The sequence below is a fragment of the Acinetobacter sp. ANC_7635 genome, from assembly GCF_056779945.1.
Genome location: NZ_JBWYIS010000001.1, coordinates 200,486 through 219,338, shown reverse-complemented (window position 1 = coordinate 219,338; position 18,853 = coordinate 200,486). Strand labels below are relative to the sequence as shown.

Below are 18,853 nucleotides of genomic sequence, written 5' to 3'. Positions count from 1 at the left end.
CTTTAATCTATTAATGCGATGGGCTGCTACACTGTCATTTAGCAAGTCTGACAGGTGCATGATATGCCACATGCACATGCATTTATGTTGCGTATTCTAAATGACCAACCTACTCTGCCGCAATGATAAATTCCGAAATACAACGTTTAAGCTGTCTAAGTTCCATGCAGAACTACTGTTGTAGACTTAATTTGATCATCTTTAGGCTTGAGTATTTTCATCCCAACATTCAATAAAGAAGGCTTAATCAGGACACAACTGAGTTTTTCAATGGGTTTTGATTTAAAATGAAGCCTTTCATCTCCCTCTAAATTTAAACTGTATGACCCACTATTTGTATCAAGAGCAACATTGGCAAAATCAACTCAGCGATTTAATCACTGACCCACATGAGCTCATTGAACTCTTGGAATTGCAACCTGAAGATTTAATACATGGTGCAATTTTGGCATCAGCCCAATTTAAATTAAGAGTCCCTCGCGCCTTCGTCGCGAAGATGCAAAAATCTAATCCTGATGATCCACTGTTACTTCAAGTACTCCCTCATCATCTGGAATTAAATGAACATCCTGATTTTGTGACAGACCCCCTTGATGAGGAGGCTGCCAATTTAATTCCAGGTGTATTACATAAATATCAGTCACGTTTTTTACTGACTTTAACAGGTGCATGTGCTGTTCATTGTCGTTATTGTTTTAGACGTCATTTTCCATATCAAGAAAATTTACCTAAAAATGACGACTGGAAAAAAATACAAGACTACTTACTCGCTCATCCAGAAATCAATGAAGTGATCTTAAGCGGAGGGGATCCCCTAACACTTTCAAATCGTAAACTTGCCGTTTGGATCGATAGATTAAGTTCAATTCCACATCTTAAAATTTTGCGTATTCATTCTCGAGTTCCAATCGTTATCCCAAATCGGCTTGATGATGAACTTATTTCTCTGTTAAAAAACAGTAGGCTACGTATTATTCTAGTGGTACACTCAAACCATGCTACTGAAATTGATGACTTTACCGCTTCGAAATTAATGCAAATTTCACAACAAAATATTTTGGTGTTGAATCAAGCTGTGTTATTAAAAGGTATTAATGATCATCCTGATATTTTGGTTGATCTAAGTCATCGATTATTTGATGCGCGTGTGATGCCTTATTATTTACATGTGTTGGATAAAGTGAAAGGTGCTCAGCATTTTGATTTACCAAGTGAATCTATTGATTCAATCTATAAAGAGGTTTTGGCAAGGTTGCCTGGATACTTGGTTCCAAAGCTGGTTAGAGAAATTGCGGGAGAACAGAATAAAACACCGCTTTATGGAGTTGCCACTTTTTAGAGACTCATTCACATGCTTCAGGCTCAGATTTCAGAAATTTTTCACTATCCTACTGCCTTGACTCGAGATCAACTGAGTTTTGCAAATGCAAATGTTCATGACTTGGGTTTTTGGGCATCTCAACTTTCAATTATGCAATTAGGTGACACCTCTGAAGCGGTGTTGAAAGCCCTATATGAAATCGCTGAACTCAAATGTTCGGAAACATTGCGCTTTGATCTTATTCAAGCGCTACACCCTTTGATCGAAAATATTTTAGAGAGACTTGAAAAAAACTTTTTAAATCAAGGTCTTTTTCTATCTGACCGTAACAAAGATATTATTGAATTAACCACTCGCTTGAGAACATTATTTGCTGATATCTACATAGATATTGCACAGCGCAGTGAAATGCAGCTAAAACAACAAAAGTTTTCTATTTTGAAGTTTGCTCAAAAGCGTAATCTGAAAACTGCACGACTCCTTTCCAGTTATTACGCTCTTCAACAATTGGGTTTATTGCTAGTACAACAACAGATGCTTTATCGTTCTGCCTTGTCTAAGCAATGGTTAATGACCCATTATCTGTATGATTTGGCATTAAAAAACCAAGAACACACGGTCAATATTAATTTATTGCAAGGCACTCATCACGCTTTAAAAAATATTCAACAGTGCTATGCCCAAGTCTTATTATTAGAAATATTTAATACTCACCAAATTCGTCCTTCTGAGATCTACGCGCTCTATCAATGCACAGCGGATTGGGCACAATTAGTGCAAGTTTTACCACGCGAAACCGCTTTATCTCGTTACGTCATTGATACCACTAAAGATCATCCGCCAGTTTACAACCGAAAACACCATGAGAGTTTTAAACCAAACATTTTCGTGGCGACACAATCGTTGCTTGAGCATGTCAACTTAACCATTCAAAAGGACAATGAATATTTATCTAAGAAAGAGAAAGCATATTTAACTGCGCCTCTTAAATTTCATGTACAAAATGTTTTAGGCTCGACCATTGAACGCCGACATGAACGTTATGAACATTCCGCTCAGTTACAACTCTGTTTCAGTTTACTTACCGCTCATTATTATCTCTCTAAAACCAAAACTTTTAGCGAAACCTTACGACTAACACCGCCTAAATCAAAATCAGAAGACGAGTTTGCATTTACATATTTAAATGACTACCCAGATGCCTATACAGACAAATCAAACAAGGTTCTAGATAAACAGACACGTCAAATCCATGCGGCTCAAGTTTTAGATATCAGTTTAAATGGTTATCGCGTACGTTGGTTAGAAGAAGAAGCACCTCCAAATTTAAGAACTGGTGAATTTATCCTGATCAATGAGGGAGTGAACAGCAAATGGAAAGGTGGTGTAATTCGTTGGATCAAACAATCTGTTAAAAAAAGCTATGAACTTGGGCTTGAAGTGATTGGACCCGACATCCACCCTTGCGCCGCAAAAGTTTATACAGATCGAAGTTCTTTTAATTATCATCCATGTTTATTTGTACATACCTTGAAGATTGATGCTCCACAGCATTCTCTTATTTTGCCAAATTTACAGTTTTTCAAAGAACAACAATCTATTTATTTACGCTTAACTGATCAAGATATCAAAGTAGAATTGATAAAGACCATGCTCATCACACAAAGTTTTGTTCAATTTGAATTTGAATTATTTAATGATGAGCAGCAATATCTGATTGATGAATTTTTACAACATCAAAACCTTGAATCAAATCGTTTTCAAGACGTATGGGAAGCATTGAAGTGAAAAACCTACTTCTATCAACACAATTAAAGCAATCTGGAATGCGCTTACTCATTGTCGATGATAATCAGATTCGTTATAACCATATTATCTCTTTACTCGAAAAACGCGAGTACAAGGTAGAAGCAGTGCTACTCGATGATCAAGTGAGTCTTGAAAAGCAACTTCATTTAGATTGGGATTTAATTCTGTTTGGTCGTGCCTATGAACTGACCTTAACTCATTTTCTTCGACTGCTTGCAGATTCTGATAAAGCTTTTACCCCAACACTTTATCTAGCTCCAGAAGCGCTAGAAATGTCTGAAGTAAAACTCATTTCGATGGGCATCTACGATGTTTTAAATATTGATCAACCTGAACAATGTTTACTTAAAATTATTCGAGCATTGGCTTTTAGTCGCTTACAAAAAAATCAGATGCAATTAACGGATGAACTGAAACACAATGTTCAAATTAAACAAAATTGGATCGAAGAGCATAAAAAAGCAGTTGCAATCATAGAAGAAGGGATTGTCGTTGAATGCAACCATGAGTTTACGCATTTATTTGGCTTCAACACGTTTGATGACGTTATTGGATCCCCGCTCATTGATTTAATACAACCTGAGGATATTCAATCTTTTAAAGCACGATTTAAAAAATTAGCTTTCGGTAAATTTGAGTATGGACCTTTTGAACTGATTTCTCTTAATCCACAGTTAACACATCAAAATCCAGTCCAAATTGAATGTAATCCTACAGATCAAAATCAAATCATTGAAATTACGATTTCAACGCATTTTCAACAGGATGATCAACCATTTAGTTCTCAACTTGAGACTGCACCTCACCAAGACAGTAGAATTGCACCACACACAACATTGGCAAAAATTTTACAACATCTTGAAGAACACCCTGCTCAAGAAAATGCTTTGGTCATCTTCAGCCTAGCCAGTTGTCCAGACTATATCTTGAGTTCTGATTGGGATACTTTTAAAGGCTATTTCGGCAAACTTTCAGACTTTATTCTCGAACAGACCAATGGCGCTGTATTTAAAATTGAAACAGCCCTGTATGCCACTATCATTCAAGCTGAAACGATTGAAGTTCTAAAATCAAGACTCTCTGCACTACATGCGCTTGAAAAACCTAGGCTCGTCAATCTGGGAGATCAAACCTATCAACAGCATGTCAAAATTGGTTATAGTCTCTTCAAACTGTCAGATTTAAATGTAGATAATTTTGAACAGCTCATTGCAAATGCTTATAACACACCCCTACCCAATTTATTGAGCAATGATGCTGCTTTAGAGACAACGCTTGAAGAAATTGAAGAGATTCATTTTGAAGTTACTCAAGCAGATGAGCCGACCTCTATTCAGTTGAATACACCTTCTTCTGAAGTAGAGCCTGATCATTCAACAGAATTTGTATTTCAAGCAATTGAAGAACCTGTACAGTCAGACGAAGTTCACGGCGATATCCTAGTACATCTTCGTAAAGTTCTTGAACGCGATCAAATTACGCTAAAGTTCCAACAAATCTATGATAAAGAAGACACTAGTCTTAATACCTATGAAGTAAGCAGTGGGTTTATTTTTGAAAACCAATGGATTCAATTGGACGATATTGAAGAATTGGTGGATGACCCTGAGTTGTCTATTAAAATTGACCGATGGATTTTGGTTGAAGCAGCAAAGCAACTGCACAATTTTTTAACACAATATCCTGAAGCTAAACTGATTATTAATTTACGACACCATGTTCTTTTAAAGCATCATCAATTGGCAGAATTAATTTCAAAACTGCTCATGATTGTAGGCGCAAAAGCACCTCAACCACTGATTTTACAGTTTAAAGAAAAATACATTGCTCAACATTTAAATGAAATTCTGCCTGCGATTGAGGTATTGAGAGCACAAGGTGCAGATATTGCCGTTTGCGAGTTTGGATTAAGTAAATGTAGCGATCTCATTCTCAAAGTTGCCAATATTCAGAATTTCACGCTGCATGAAGAATTCACAGATGATTTAAATACTGAAGAAGGTATTGAACGTTTTAAACAAGCGATTGAATACTTCAATAGTCATCGATCAGTCAATTTATTACTCAAAAATCTCAATGATATGAATAGCTTTGCCAACGCGTGGAATGTCGACGTGAGATTTTTACAAGGTGATTATTACCAGCGTAAATTGGATCAGCTCATGAATGTTCAAGATCAAAGTTAATTCCAAATTTTGGACATAAAAAAACAGGCTGAACGCCTGTTTTTTTTATTTTGGGTATTAACGTTTGATAGAACGTGACATACCAGCAAAACGTTGTTTGAACTTGTCGATACGACCGCCAGTGTCAACGTTCTTTTGCTTACCAGTATAGAATGGGTGGCAAGCTGAGCATACGTCTAGGTAAAGTGTTTCTTTACCAACAGCTGAACGAGTTTCGATTACGTTACCGCAAGAGCAAGTAGCAACTAATTTTTCGTATTTTGGGTGAATATCGGCGCGCATGGTCGATTCTCCATAGAGTTAAGAAGGCTTTAGCTGTCATCGCAATTGATCACTCTCTTCATCCATTACAACAGACGCAGAGGAAAGGCTGAAATACAGCAGATCAACACCACAACAGACCATTCTTTTGGCCCACCGAGACGGCTTCCGTCAGAGCTAAGCACAACAAGTGGACGACATTATACGCCACTTTATTTCAGATAGCGAATTTTTCCTTTAAGACTTTTCAATTTGCTTGGACCAATGATTTGCAATAATTCCGCACACCATTAATTGGATTTGATGGAAAATCATAATTGGCAATATGATCATCCCCATAGGTTGTCCAATGAAAAGAATTTGCGCCATAGGCACTCCACTTGCGAGTGTTTTCTTAGAACCACAAAAAAATACAGCAATTTGATCGGCACGATTAAATCCAAACCACTTTGGGGCGTGATAGGCTAAAAGCATAATCAAAGTCAGAAGCACAGAGCATGCAATAATTAACCACATTAAGGTCACCCCACTGACTTCATTCCATAGACCTGCTACGACTGCACTACTGAATGCGCCATACACCACCAAAAGAATTGATCCTTGATCAAAAGTTTTGACAATGCTCGGGGCTTTTTGAATCAGAGGAAAAACGATAGGACGCAATAATTGTCCCAGAATAAATGGAACCAATAAGAGCAGAATAATTTTGACTATCGCATTGGTTGGATCGAACCCATGATCAGACTGACCTAAAATAAATAAGGTCACTAATATAGGAGTGATAAACATACCAATAATATTAGAGAATGAAGCACTACACACAGCACTTGCGACATTACCACCTGCTACAGAAGTAAATGCAATAGAAGACTGAACTGTTGAGGGTAAAAAGCACATAAACAAGAAGCCCCAATACAGTTCTTGTCCAAGTAGCGGTAGCAATACAGGTTTAGCTATTAATCCTAGAATTGGGAAAACTGCGAACGTCAGTGCAAAGACCAAACTGTGTAATTGCCAATGTTTAATGCCTTGAATCACCGCCTCACGTGATAACTTTGCACCATGTAAAAAAAATAGGATTGCAATTGCAATCGTGGTGAAATAAGAAAAATAGTGAGCAGCAACACCTGAAATTGGCATCACTGACGCTAAAATCACCATAACAAACAGCAATATCGTGAAACGATCTAACGCTAAGAGCTTTAGCACCCCATATCCCTCTTTTTATTCTATCTGAATTGAAAATAAGCCCAATACACATTGATTGGGCTTATCTTTAAAATTTTACTCACCAATCAGCGAGTGAAATTTAATTATTTCTCGCGTTACTGTCTTGTTGAATAAGTTCAATCTTGTAACCATCTGGATCTTCCACAAAAGCGATTACGGTTACGCCGCCTTTCATTGGTCCAGCTTCACGGACAACGTTACCACCACGTGCTTTGATTTCTTCACACGCTTTATACGCATCATCCACTGCGATCGCAATATGACCATACGCATTACCCAGCTCATAGCTGTCTGTATCCCAGTTATGCGTTAGCTCAAGAACAGTATTGTTTTCTTCATCACCATAACCCACAAAGGCTAAAGTGAATCGACCTTCTTCATAATCGCGTTTACGAAGCAAAGTCATACCGAGTACTTCAGTATAGAACGCCAATGAACGCTCTAAATTGCCTACACGTAACATGGTATGTAACATTCGCATAAAATTTACCTATTGATTGAAAGATGTACTTTTCAACTGATTTAACAATTTCGCCACCCAAATAACAAGTAACAAAATAGGTAAACCCATTAAAAAAGTCATAAAGAAGAATGATGAATAACCGAAGTTTGTCACTATTGTACCTGAATAGCCACCAATCATCTTTGGAAGTAATAACATCAATGAACTAAAAATTGCATATTGCATTGCTGTAAATGAAACGCTAGTCAAACTTGATAGGAATGCAATAAATACTGCACCAGCAAGTCCTGATGCGAGATTGTCAAATACAATGCCCATCACCAGCCACACCTTGCTATAAGGGACAACCACTTTACCTTTGAGTTCGACTATTTGATCACTATCAACTTGAACAGCTGGAAGATCAGATAAAGTCATACGTGACTTCGGTTGGATCGCTGAAACTGTTTTATAAATATGATCTTGGGTTAATTCATGCGCCTGACCTGCATGCTGCACAACCGCTTGAACCGTAAATTTATTGTGGTCTTTTAGACTGTCTCCCGGGACGACCACGCTCCAATTATTTTGATCCAACTTCGCAGGTATCACTTGCTGATTTGAAATACGAATATTCAATGTTTGTAGTGTGCTGTCAGCTTTTAAGTTCGAGAGTTGACCGCGAATAATGACATCCTTGCTTAACTCATCTTGGTAGAGAACATTATCCCCTCCAATGGCTTGGATGAAAATCTGAGAATCATCTTGACTCGAATAGCGTTGAAGCGGGATTTCAACATTCAGGGCTTTATCATAACCATCAGGGGTGGATAACACTTGAATACTATGATGTTCAGCAAAATTAGATGCAGGGAGCTTTAAAGACCAGTTCCCCACTTCATCAGGAGTCACTTGATGCTGTTGACCTCCCATTTGTACCAAGACTTGATTCATCGTTGGTCCAGATTTTACGAGCCCCACAAAGATGAGATTGGTCGTGCTGGCAACAATAGCGCCCACCAACATCATTTTCATAATGTTATAACGCTGAGCTAATAAGCCTCCAAGGAAGCCACCTAAAATTACAAAAAAAATGGCGAAAAACTTGTTAAACCAAGCGATTTCTTCTTTATCAAAATTCAAATCAAGATAAAAAAGATTGGCAACCACTCCAGCGACAATATCTGAAATTCGATAAAAACCAATGAGTAATAAAATAGCTAACGCAACTTTCAAACCATAACGTTTGAAGAAATCTAAAATCGGTGATAGCCATGTCTCGACGACTATTTTTTCATCAATGAGTTTTGCTCGGATTAATCCAAATACGACTAGCACAGCCAACGCCACACTCGCGAAGAAACGTAAAACTTGCCCGATAAATGACAAAAAATTACCATCAATATGTAACTGTGAAATCCAAGCACCAAATTGGAGAAACCCACAAACGAAAACTACTGTTGAAATCACAAAGACGATAAATAACTGAAAATAATCCTTTGCTTGATATTGATGAGGTTCTTGATTTACTACCGGTTCATGAATCACTAAAGTCGTCACAATCCCAATCATCATCAATCCAGCCATGAGTAAATAGGTGGACTGCCACGCCTCATAAATATAGTTACCCATGGCTGTACCAAGTGATGCAGCGAAGAGTAATGCACCGAGCTGAGTTACAATGGTCGCAATTCGATAACCTGCGTTATAGGTCGAAGCCATAACCGTCTGAACACTCGTATCTTGTGTCAACTCAATACGATAAGCATCCACGATAATATCTTGTGTCGCTGATGAGAATCCTAGAAAGATTGCGGATATCGCCATGAACGTTAAACTTGAAAATGGCCCTACACTTCCTCCATGAATACTCGGATCAGTAAATGCCATTGAACAAATAGCAATTGCAACCAAAATCTGTGAAACCAACAACCACCCTCGTCGTTTACCCAATTTCCTTGTTAAATAAGGTAATGGTAATCGGTCAATCAAAGGTGCCCAAATGAACTTGAAGGCATAAGCTAAGGCTGCCCATGAAAACATGGTAATGGTACTACGTTGAATACCGGCTTCACTCAACCAGAAAGATAGAGTTGAAAAAATCAGAAAAATTGGGATACCTGATGAGAAACCCAAAAAAAGCATAATGATCGCGCGTCGATCAAGAAAGGCTTTAAATGCCGAAGTCCATCCAGCTGATTCTGGTGACGAAGATTGTGATGTCATTGCGTTGTTATTTTCAGTGAAAAGTACTCTCGCTATTCAACTCTGTAATGCGCTTGGTTTCAATATAATTTACGCAAACTTCACCGAGTATTTCATCAATTTGATCTATCTCAACTTGATATTTTTGGCTAAACCTGTATACCTTAAACTATCAAATGTAAATTATAGTTTTGGATTTCACCTGTGACCCAGAGACACGATCAAATTAGTTCCACCGCAGTAGCTTTAACCACGACATCCACAAACTTAGAACAAAACTCGCAAAACAAGCTCCTATCCGTATTTGAACTTGAAGCCACGCAAAACACCTTGAATGCAACAGCACTCAAACCAGAACAACTGACGCATATTCCAAATTATGACAATATTCCTGCGTCTACAAAACGTATCAAGCCTCTTAATAATTTTTTAGGACAAGATCGTGCTAAAGCATCTGTAGAAGCAGGCATTGCCCTTCCATACTCAGGCTATAACATCTTTGCTGTGGGTACGGCAGGGTTGGGTAAACGCACCATGATTAAGCGCTTACTCCAACAACATGCCAAAGATATGCCTACACCGGATGATTGGGTTTATGTATACAACTTCAAAAATGCACGCAACCCAATTGCGCTTAACTTTCCTGCAGGACAAGGCGCAAAGTTTCAAAGTACGCTACATCAAACATGGCAAACCATTTTCAAACAGCTCGAACGTCGTTTTAGTGCTGAAACGTATCACAATCGGATAGAAAAAATTCGTTTAACGACAGGTCATGAACAACAACAAGCTTTGATTGAGCTCACCAAAGAAGGTGAAGAGCTTGATTTAAAGTTGATCAGTCGTAATGAAGAACACTGCTTTATCCCTGTTCATATTAAAGACAATAAAATTCAAGAGATGTCTCAAGATGACATCAATGCACTGAGTAGCAAAGAACGTTCTGAAATTGCGTCCAATATCCGTTATATGGATAAAAAGCTTGAGCGTTTAGGTTTACAAATTGGTGATCTTGAAGATGAAGCACGTGATATGGTGTCTGAGTTGAATCGTGACATTGCCAAACAAGTCATTATTCCTCGCATGGAACATATTTTAAATAAATTTCCAGATATCAAACATCTTGAACAATACTTAAAATTATATGCTCAAGATATTATCGACAATGTGGAAACCGTACTAGAACAGGAAGAAAGTGATTTTTCACCTGCATTATTTAACCGTGTCCCTGCGCGTTACCAAGCAAATTTAGTCATTAGCAACAAGCCAAATTCTGGGGCACCAGTCATCTTTGAAGATTTCCCCACACATTACAACTTACTTGGCCATGTTGAACAATTAACGCAAAATGGCACTATCAGCACTGATTTCACTTTAATACGACCTGGTGCACTGCATCGTGCCAATGGTGGTTTTTTAATGCTTGAGGCTGAGCAGCTTTTAGAACAACCTTATGCATGGCAAGGACTCAAACGAGCGATTAAGTCTGGTCAAATTAAACTCTCATCTCTAGAGCACATGCTAACGCTGACGGGCAGCATTTCAATTGAGCCAGCATCGATTCCATTACAATTGAAAGTCATTTTAATGGCTGAACCAGAAATCTATTATGAGATTCTGGAGGTGGAGCCTGAGTTAGGAAGTATCTTTAAAATCAGAGCTGATTTTACTGACACATTACAACGTAATGACGAAAATGAACAAGCTTATATGCATTTGATTGCAGACTATGTTCAATCCTCTAAACTACTTCCATTTGATCGTTCTGCCTTGGCTGCTTTACTGACCGACTCAAGTCGTCAAGCAGAGGATCAGAGTTCGTTGTCACTACATGCCTTAACTTTAGGTGATCTGATTCATGAATCTCATCACCATGCATCCAAATCTAATGCAACTATGGTGACAGCAGAACATATCGGCACTGCGCTCAAACACCGCCAATATCGTCTAGGTTATTTACGAGAGTTGTACTGGCAAGATTTATCTCGTGGTACACAGCTTATCGAAACGCGTGGTCATCGACTCGGTCAGATTAATGCTTTGTCTGTGATTCACTACGCAGATGTCGAGTTTGGCTTACCATCACGATTGACTGCTTCAGTGTATCAGGGTGGCGGCGATATTTTAGATATCGAACGTAGCGTGGAGTTAGGAGGTTCACTTCATGCTAAAGGTGTACTGTTAATGTCATCTTTCTTGAAAGCACATTTCGGACGTGAACAAACCTTGCACTTCTCTGCCGCTTTGGCTTTTGAACAAAGTTACGGTCAAGTCGATGGTGATAGTGCAACCGTTGCAGAACTTTCCGCTTTAATTTCTGCGATCAGCCAACTGCCGATTGATCAGTCATGGGCGATTACGGGTTCAATGAATCAACTGGGTCAAGTACAACCGATTGGTGGCGTCAATGCCAAAATCGAAGGTTTCTTTGATGCATGTAAACTTCAAGGTTTAACAGGCAAACAAGGTGTCATTATTCCACGTCAAAACATGCAGCATCTAATGTTACGTCAAGATGTGATTGATGCTGTCGAGGCCGGTCAATTCCATATTCATGCCATCAACACAATTGATCAAGCACTTGAGATTCTCATGGCGCGTCCTGTCGGAGAATTAAATAAAAAAGGTCGCTATACCAAAGGATCAATTTACGCTGCTGTCATGGAGCAGCTAGAATATTGGCAAGCCATTGAAGATGGCGCTGAAATTGAAGAAGAGCCAAAGAAAAAGAAAAAAAAGAAGAAAAAAGACAAAGCTAAAAAAGATAAAGCGATCAATGCTGAAGAACAACCTTCTCAACTCGCTGATGAGACTTCAAACTAATTTGAAGTTTTCAAAATAAAAAAAGCACCCATCGGTGCTTTTTTTATTGCGCTTAAATTAAGCTTCAGGCGCTGGGCTATATTGCTCCACGAGCGTTTTTAATTCGCCTGTTTGGAACATTTCTAGCATAATATCACTACCACCGATCAACTCACCATTGATCCATAATTGTGGGAATGTTGGCCAGTTTGCAATTTGTGGCAAAGTCGCACGAATGTCTTGGTTTTCAAGAATATTTACATAAGCAAATGGGCGACCAATTTGGCTCAATGCTTCAACTGCACGTGCAGAGAAACCACATTGTGGGAACTGTGGTGTGCCTTTCATATAAAGAAGAACTGCATGTTTTGCAATTTGATCACGAATTAACGCTTCTGTATCACGCACTTGTTCAGTCATTGATTAAATCCTCAACTATTCTGCCTGCATTATACCTAAAACCGCCGTAAAGAGTATGGATTGCTAAATTTTTCCAGTTTAATTTGCAATTAGGCTTTTAATCTTAAGCAGATTTTGCTTAGATAAACTTTTATTTTCCACCTAACAAATACGAGTTAGACATGAACAATATCACCCTCGCTCCAGTTCAAACTGATCAACCATCTCATTTGATGCCTGTATTCAGCCGTCAACCGATCAGCTTTGTGCGTGGCCGAGGTTCGTATCTTTATACAGCTGAAGGTACAGAATATTTAGATGCGCTGACTGGCATTGCAGTATGTGGTCTAGGTCATGCACATCCAGTTTTGGCAGAAGCAATTGCAGAACAAGCGGCGACGCTTATTCACACCAGTAATATTTATGAAGTACCTTGGCAGACTGCAGCTGCGCAAAAGTTAGCTGAAGTATCTGGTATGGAAGAAATTTTCTTCTCGAATAGTGGTGCTGAATCAAATGAAGGTGCAATTAAAATTGCGCGTAAATATGGTCATATGCAAGGTATTGCTCTTCCGAAAATCATTGTAGCTGATCATTCTTTCCATGGTCGTACAATGGCAACACTTTCTGCGACAGGCAATAAAAAAGTACAAGAAGGTTTTGGCCCGCTCGTTGAAGGTTTTATCCGAGTACCTTTTGGCGACATTGAGGCAATTGAAGAAGCAGCAATCAACCATCCAGATATCGTCGCGATTCTCGTTGAACCGATCCAAGGTGAAGGTGGTGTAAATACTGCCCCTCAAGGTTTTAGTTATCTTGAAGAAATTCGTCAAATCTGTAATCAACATAATTGGTTGATGATGCTAGATGAAGTTCAAACAGGTAACGGTCGTACAGGAAAATATTTCGCGTATCAACATACCAATATTATTCCTGATGTCATGACGACAGCTAAAGGCTTGGGTAATGGTTTCCCAATTGGTGCAGTGATGACTCAAGGTAAAGGTGTAGGTATTCTTACTGCAGGTAACCACGGATCAACTTATAGTGGTACTGCATTAGGTTCGCGCATTGTCTACACGATTATCGATTTGATGCAAAAAGAAAATATTGTTGAAAATGCAGCAACAATTGGCCAATACTTAGTTGATCAATTCCGTACACAACTTGCAGATCAAAACGTTATTGTTCGCGGCTTTGGTATGATGATTGGTATTGAATTACCAAAACCATGCGCAGAGTTGGTGGATATTGCACGCATAGAGCACAATCTAATTATTAATGTCACCGCAGGTAATGTCGTTCGTTTGTTGCCAGCGTTGAATATGAATCAAGAACAAGCTGATGATTTATTAAAACGCTTAGTTCCAGCGATTAAAAACTTTTTGGCTTAAGCCAAGATCAATAAAAAAGCCGCATATTGCGGCTTTTTTATTAAGAAGAACACTTAAGATGCTTCTTGGAATACTCGACCACCAGGCAACTGGCTGAAATATTGTTTTAAAGCATCTAGGCAGCGATGAATTTTCATTGGTTGTTGTTCACGTTTTAATGTCATTGCATTCAAAGTGTATGCAGGTAACTTCCATTCAGGTAAAACTTCAACCAATGTGCCATTCATTAATTCTTTTTGCACATCTAAATATAATAATCGCGCAATGCCGTGACCATTTTGGCACAGTGATTTAGCGACATAAACATTGTTTGTCTGTAAACGATTTTCCATGGACACATTCACCAATTCACGCGATGTACTGTGTTCAAATGTCATCATTTGCTGATTTTTTACAATATTTACTGGAATCAAATCATGCTGTGCTAAATCTTCAGGTCTTGAAATAACTGCATTTTGATTCAAATAACTTGGTGAAGCCACCAAGACTTGATCCACACGTGCAAGCGGCAGACAAGATAAGTGATTAGACTCATCCACGCGAGAACACATTCTCACTGCAATATCGATTCTTTCTTGAATCAAATCGACAAATTGATTTTCAACTTCAAAGTGAACGGTTAAACCACGATGTGCCGAAATCCAATGCGACAACGCAGGAACTACATGGGTTGCACCGAGTTCTGGCGTTGTTGCAATACGTAAATCACCAACTAAATCGTCTCGTAACTCATTAATTCGAATTTTACCGCGCTCTGCTGCAGCGAGCATTTCTTGACAGCTATGAAAAAAGGCCTGCCCTGCTTCCGTTAAACTTAGTTTTCTTGTGGAACGGTGCAGAAGTGTTACTTCCATTTCTTGTTCTAGTGAACGAATTTGCTGACTAACTGCACTCGTCGTAATGCCTAAATCTCGAGCAGCACCACTGAAAGAGCTTTTTTCAACAACACATGCAAATACGCCCATCGAGCGAAGTTGATCTAACATAAATTTCCCTCTGAAATTATGAGATGCTTCTCTAATTAACAAAAATTAACAAAAGCAACTCATTGTATTATACGAAGAAATTGTTAAATTGCACTAAATATCTTCAGTTGATTGGCAAAATATTTGCTGGATTGATTGGCTTACCATCTAAACGAACTTGAAACTCAAGCATCGTACGGGTTGCACCACTCGAGCCCATTTCTGCAATTTGTTGCCCCGCACTTACGTTTTGCCCACTCTTCACTAACATCCGGTTATTGTGCGCATACGCAGTGATATAACCATCAATATGTTTAATGAGCACCAAATTACCATATTCTTTTAAACCATCAGCAGCGTAAACCACTTGACCATCAGCTGCTGCAAAAATTGGATCACCAACATTGCCACCAAAACGTAATCCCTTGACATTACTTGCCACATTGAAGTTTTCAATGACTGGACCATTCGATGGTTTCACCCAGCGTAATGAAGTTGCTTTAGACGAAGTCGTCGGTACTGCAGCAGTTACCGCTGGTACTGGTGTGGTTTGTGGTGGTGGCGTAACCACAGCTGGTTTTGTTGGTAACTGAATGGTTTGACGTTGAATCTGAGTTTCAGTCGCAGTCAAAGGACGCGTGGTCGAACGTGTCACTTGTCGATTGCCAGAGGGTTTTAATCTTAAAGATTGATTTACATAGATGCGATAAGGCGGTGCAATATCATTCATCTCCGCAATGCTCAAATAGCTCAATCCATAACGTGCCGCAATTTTACTTAAAGTGTCGCCAGAACGAACTGTATAGAAGTCAGGGGCAACAGCATAACGAGCAGAATTGTGGATTTGGGGTTTCGATGCACAGCCCGACAAACCAAGAAAAGAAGCGACAGCAACCGCGATCAATGCTGAGTGAATAGATGGTTTAGACAACTTCAAAACTGTTTTGGGTCTGGCCAAAAGCATGATTTCCCTCTCTGACAAAAGATTAAAAAGACTGAATTCGGCTTAAGAGTAGCAAAATTAATGCTAAATTCACCGTTTCAAATATATTTTTCACAAAGTTATAACACATCCTACCTGTGGTCATTCAATTAAAGCTCTAACTGAGATTCAAGTGAAGCCAACACCTGATAGTTGGTAGCATCCATTTGGATCGGTGTCACACTGACATATCCATTTGCAATGGCATAAAAGTCTGACTGATAACCCAGTTGGCTTTTTTCGGGATCTGTTACGGCCTCTCCAGCCAAACCAATCCAAACAACTTGACGACCTCTCGGGTCCACTTGTGTGGTAATCGGTTTCGTTTGTTTTCTTCTTCCTTGATAAGTCACCAATGTCCCTTTTATTTCAGCCGTATCTGGAATATTAATATTGAAAATATGACGCGGTGGTAACTCAGGCAAACCATTTTTAATAAACTCATATACCCAATTTGCAGCTTGTGCATAATCTTGAGCATCTTGATACGAACGAACATTTGGACCAGCCAATGAAACTGCGATTGCAGGTTGTTTCATGAGTCGGCCTTCAAACGCGGCCCCCACTGTACCTGAATACAGCACATCATCACCTAAATTCGCACCACTGTTGATCCCGCTTACGACTAGATCAAATTCAAAATCAAATAGACCATTCATGGACAGATAAACACAGTCCGCTGGCGTGCCATTAATTGCCCATACGTCCTCTGAAATTTGTACTGGTCGCAATGGACGATCAAGCGTTAATGCACTTGAAAAACCACTTCGCTCACTTTCTGGAGCAACCACGACTACTCGACCTAAAGGTTTTAATGCTTGTGCTAATGCTTGTATTCCTGGTGCGAACACACCGTCATCGTTGGCAATCAAAATATTCAAAACAATTCACTCAATTCATGTAATCCCATCTGTTCGATAGCCTAATCAAAATCCCCCAACACAACAATGAGCACACGCATAGATGTTGAGGTTTTAAACGCCTTTAATCTTGAAAATCTGCTTACCCTTTAATCTTGAAAACTCGGCATGTAGTCATCCCCCTGTTCATACCTGAACTTTTCTTCTTTACTTTCTGAGTTCCAACAGCATTAATACACTTTCTCTATTTTTTAAACACGAAAAAAGATTATTCTATTCTTATAACTAACTTACTAATTTTTGAGTCATTTATGCAAAACCGTTTTTTACAATTGATTTCAACCGCATTTATCAGCAGCTCAATGTTATTTTCAAGTTTCACTTTCGCCAATGCTCAAGACTTAAAAGAAAATATCGAAGTTACTCAACAAAAAGTGACTAAAGATGAACTCGCTGCAATCTATGTCTTTTCAGAATCATGCCCAAGTTTAGTGGAAGAAGATGCGGCGTTTAAAGCAGGCTATCAAAAGCTATTAAAAGACTATTTACCTAACGAAAATTCACCTCAAACCACGCTGAACAATCTAATTAAACAACAGGATTATCAGCAAGCATTAGCTCAAGCGAGACAAGATGCGAAAAACGCTGGAGATAAAGCAAATCAACAAGTGTGCGAGGATATAAAAAAATATCAGTCTTCAGTTAAATAGAGCACGAAATAGTTACAATTCGATTGAAATAAGCCGACTCCACTGCTAGAAGTCGGCTTTGCTTTGTCCTAGAATGCAAAGCTGATTTTTGCGTTCATACAAGATTGGAACTACATAGAATGACCCGAAAAAGCGCCATTGCTGCATTATTACTATTACCTTCATTTACTTATGCAGCAACTGTTTTATCTTCACCACCAGAACTCAATAACAAGTCTTACGTTTTGATGGATTATGAAACAGGTCAAATTCTCGCAAGTAAAAATGAAAATGAAAAACTTGCTCCTGCTTCAATGACCAAAATGATGACCAGTTTCATTATTGAACAAAAGTTGTTGAACGGTGAACTCACGGAAGATGAAAAAGTTCGGATGAACGAGTCTGCTTGGTGTCGTGGTAGTAGTACAGAATCTTGTATGTATGTACCTCTCAACGGCACAGCAACCGTATTGGAAATGTTACGCGGGATTATCATTCAATCTGGTAATGACGCATCTAAGGCGATGGCTGAGCATATTTCTGGTAATGAAGGTACATTTGTACACAGCATGAACCAAGAAGCAAAGCGTATTGGCATGACCAACACGAACTTTATGAACTCAACAGGTATGCCTGCTGAAGGTCATTATTCTACAGCGAAAGATATGGCTACCCTTGCGAAGCACATCATTCATGACAGTTCAAAGTATTATCCTATTTACTCTGAAAAAGAGTTTACTTTTAATGGGATCAAGCAAGGTAACCGTAACGCGTTGCTATATACAGATCCGAGTGTAGATGGTCTTAAAACAGGTCATACTTCTGAAGCTGGTTATTGTTTAACGACTTCAGCTAAACGTGGCCCAATGCGTTTAATTTCAGTGATTTTTGGTGCTCCATCAATGCAAGCACGTGCAACACAAACACGTGATTTGTTATCTTGGGGTTATGCAAACTTTGAAACTGTCAGTGTTCAACCCGCTCACAAAGAGTTGACCACTTCTAAAGTTTGGTTTGGTCAATCTAATCAAGTGAGTGTGGGGCTTGCTGAGAACTTCAACGTGACTATGCCAAAAGGTCAAGCAAATGCCATTCAGACTCAAATCGCGGTTCAACCGAACTTAAATGCCCCTCTTCAACAAGGGCAAGTTGTAGGTAAATTAACAGCGACACTTGACGGCAAAGTTATTGCGGAGAAGCCGCTTGTTGCTTTGCAAGCTGTTGAAGAAGCTGGTTTCTTCTCGCGTATGATTGATCATATCAAACAGTTCTTTAGTAATTTGTTTTAAGTCACAGCTTGACTAAAGA

The 18,853-nt window shown here is 38.9% G+C and carries 15 protein-coding genes; 7 read left to right on the top strand and 8 right to left on the bottom strand.

Annotation, left to right across the window (positions count from 1 at the left end; genetic code table 11):
• Nucleotides 1-322 precede the first annotated feature (322 nt).
• From epmB to AC1M89_RS01035, 3 genes are read left to right on the top strand one after another with little or no spacing between them, the layout of a single operon-like run.
• Entirely contained in the window at nucleotides 323-1,339 is a 1,017-nt protein-coding gene (gene epmB, locus AC1M89_RS01045; protein WP_035265849.1) for an EF-P beta-lysylation protein EpmB, read from the top strand.
• 12 nt (nucleotides 1,340-1,351) lie between these two features.
• Nucleotides 1,352-3,109: a GTPase gene (locus AC1M89_RS01040; RefSeq protein ID WP_481608339.1), complete on the top strand. Its 1,758-nt coding sequence runs from the start codon at nucleotides 1,352-1,354 to the stop codon at nucleotides 3,107-3,109.
• Nucleotides 3,106-5,316: an EAL domain-containing protein gene (locus AC1M89_RS01035; protein ID WP_481608338.1), complete on the top strand. Its 2,211-nt coding sequence runs from the start codon at nucleotides 3,106-3,108 to the stop codon at nucleotides 5,314-5,316. The genes AC1M89_RS01040 and AC1M89_RS01035 overlap by 4 nt, the downstream gene beginning before the upstream one ends.
• A 57-nt stretch (nucleotides 5,317-5,373) precedes the next feature.
• Here the strand turns inward: AC1M89_RS01035 and rpmE are convergent, their stop codons facing one another.
• From rpmE to AC1M89_RS01015, 4 genes are all read right to left on the bottom strand, one after another.
• Nucleotides 5,374-5,598 (bottom strand): 50S ribosomal protein L31, encoded by a 225-nt coding sequence (gene rpmE, locus AC1M89_RS01030; protein WP_004971624.1) that lies wholly within the window; start codon nucleotides 5,596-5,598, stop codon nucleotides 5,374-5,376.
• Nucleotides 5,599-5,814: 216 nt separating this feature from the next.
• Nucleotides 5,815-6,786 (bottom strand): bile acid:sodium symporter family protein, encoded by a 972-nt coding sequence (locus tag AC1M89_RS01025; protein ID WP_481608337.1) that lies wholly within the window; start codon nucleotides 6,784-6,786, stop codon nucleotides 5,815-5,817.
• Nucleotides 6,787-6,886: 100 nt separating this feature from the next.
• Nucleotides 6,887-7,288, bottom strand: a complete 402-nt coding sequence (gene gloA / locus AC1M89_RS01020; RefSeq protein ID WP_481588447.1) for a lactoylglutathione lyase — start codon at nucleotides 7,286-7,288, stop codon at nucleotides 6,887-6,889.
• 9 nt (nucleotides 7,289-7,297) lie between these two features.
• Nucleotides 7,298-9,475, bottom strand: coding sequence for an AmpG family muropeptide MFS transporter (locus AC1M89_RS01015; RefSeq protein WP_481613730.1), 2,178 nt, complete (start codon nucleotides 9,473-9,475; stop codon nucleotides 7,298-7,300).
• Between the two features lie 183 nt (nucleotides 9,476-9,658).
• Between AC1M89_RS01015 and AC1M89_RS01010 the strand changes: the two genes are divergently transcribed.
• Entirely contained in the window at nucleotides 9,659-12,277 is a 2,619-nt protein-coding gene (locus tag AC1M89_RS01010) for a Lon protease family protein (RefSeq protein WP_481613729.1), read from the top strand.
• Between the two features lie 57 nt (nucleotides 12,278-12,334).
• Here the strand turns inward: AC1M89_RS01010 and grxD are convergent, their stop codons facing one another.
• Nucleotides 12,335-12,676, bottom strand: a complete 342-nt coding sequence (gene grxD / locus AC1M89_RS01005) for a Grx4 family monothiol glutaredoxin (RefSeq protein ID WP_092766094.1) — start codon at nucleotides 12,674-12,676, stop codon at nucleotides 12,335-12,337.
• Between the two features lie 161 nt (nucleotides 12,677-12,837).
• Here grxD and AC1M89_RS01000 point away from each other — a divergent pair, with 161 nt between their 5' ends.
• Complete coding sequence (locus AC1M89_RS01000) at nucleotides 12,838-14,049, top strand: aspartate aminotransferase family protein (RefSeq protein ID WP_092766093.1); 1,212 nt, start codon at nucleotides 12,838-12,840, stop codon at nucleotides 14,047-14,049.
• Nucleotides 14,050-14,102: 53 nt separating this feature from the next.
• Here AC1M89_RS01000 and AC1M89_RS00995 read toward each other — a convergent pair whose 3' ends face one another.
• The 3 genes from AC1M89_RS00995 to surE all read right to left on the bottom strand — a co-directional run bounded on the left by AC1M89_RS00995 (nucleotide 14,103) and on the right by surE (nucleotide 16,877).
• Nucleotides 14,103-15,035: a LysR family transcriptional regulator gene (locus tag AC1M89_RS00995; protein ID WP_179998372.1), complete on the bottom strand. Its 933-nt coding sequence runs from the start codon at nucleotides 15,033-15,035 to the stop codon at nucleotides 14,103-14,105.
• 103 nt (nucleotides 15,036-15,138) lie between these two features.
• Complete coding sequence (locus AC1M89_RS00990; protein WP_481613728.1) at nucleotides 15,139-15,978, bottom strand: peptidoglycan DD-metalloendopeptidase family protein; 840 nt, start codon at nucleotides 15,976-15,978, stop codon at nucleotides 15,139-15,141.
• Between the two features lie 128 nt (nucleotides 15,979-16,106).
• Nucleotides 16,107-16,877, bottom strand: coding sequence for a 5'/3'-nucleotidase SurE (gene surE, locus AC1M89_RS00985; RefSeq protein ID WP_035270482.1), 771 nt, complete (start codon nucleotides 16,875-16,877; stop codon nucleotides 16,107-16,109).
• A 290-nt stretch (nucleotides 16,878-17,167) separates the two neighbouring features.
• Here surE and AC1M89_RS00980 point away from each other — a divergent pair, with 290 nt between their 5' ends.
• Together AC1M89_RS00980 and dacC are read left to right on the top strand one after the other, a co-directional pair.
• Nucleotides 17,168-17,566, top strand: a complete 399-nt coding sequence (locus AC1M89_RS00980) for an MCR_0457 family protein (RefSeq protein ID WP_092766090.1) — start codon at nucleotides 17,168-17,170, stop codon at nucleotides 17,564-17,566.
• Between the two features lie 119 nt (nucleotides 17,567-17,685).
• On the top strand, nucleotides 17,686-18,834 hold the full coding sequence (gene dacC, locus AC1M89_RS00975; protein ID WP_035270478.1) for a D-alanyl-D-alanine carboxypeptidase PBP5/6: 1,149 nt from the start codon (nucleotides 17,686-17,688) through the stop codon (nucleotides 18,832-18,834).
• Nucleotides 18,835-18,853: the final 19 nt, after the last annotated feature.

What these genes read in the sequence shown, in the direction of transcription:
- epmB (WP_035265849.1), top strand. Translation starts at nt 323, where the DNA reads ATGACCCACTATTTGTATCAAGAGCAACATTGGCAAAATCAACTCAGC.
- AC1M89_RS01040 (WP_481608339.1), top strand. Translation starts at nt 1,352, where the DNA reads ATGCTTCAGGCTCAGATTTCAGAAATTTTTCACTATCCTACTGCCTTG.
- rpmE (WP_004971624.1), bottom strand. Translation starts at nt 5,598, where the DNA reads ATGCGCGCCGATATTCACCCAAAATACGAAAAATTAGTTGCTACTTGC.
- gloA (WP_481588447.1), bottom strand. Translation starts at nt 7,288, where the DNA reads ATGCGAATGTTACATACCATGTTACGTGTAGGCAATTTAGAGCGTTCA.
- AC1M89_RS01015 (WP_481613730.1), bottom strand. Translation starts at nt 9,475, where the DNA reads ATGACATCACAATCTTCGTCACCAGAATCAGCTGGATGGACTTCGGCA.
- grxD (WP_092766094.1), bottom strand. Translation starts at nt 12,676, where the DNA reads ATGACTGAACAAGTGCGTGATACAGAAGCGTTAATTCGTGATCAAATT.
- AC1M89_RS01000 (WP_092766093.1), top strand. Translation starts at nt 12,838, where the DNA reads ATGAACAATATCACCCTCGCTCCAGTTCAAACTGATCAACCATCTCAT.
- AC1M89_RS00995 (WP_179998372.1), bottom strand. Translation starts at nt 15,035, where the DNA reads ATGTTAGATCAACTTCGCTCGATGGGCGTATTTGCATGTGTTGTTGAA.
- AC1M89_RS00990 (WP_481613728.1), bottom strand. Translation starts at nt 15,978, where the DNA reads ATGCTTTTGGCCAGACCCAAAACAGTTTTGAAGTTGTCTAAACCATCT.
- AC1M89_RS00980 (WP_092766090.1), top strand. Translation starts at nt 17,168, where the DNA reads ATGCAAAACCGTTTTTTACAATTGATTTCAACCGCATTTATCAGCAGC.
- dacC (WP_035270478.1), top strand. Translation starts at nt 17,686, where the DNA reads ATGACCCGAAAAAGCGCCATTGCTGCATTATTACTATTACCTTCATTT.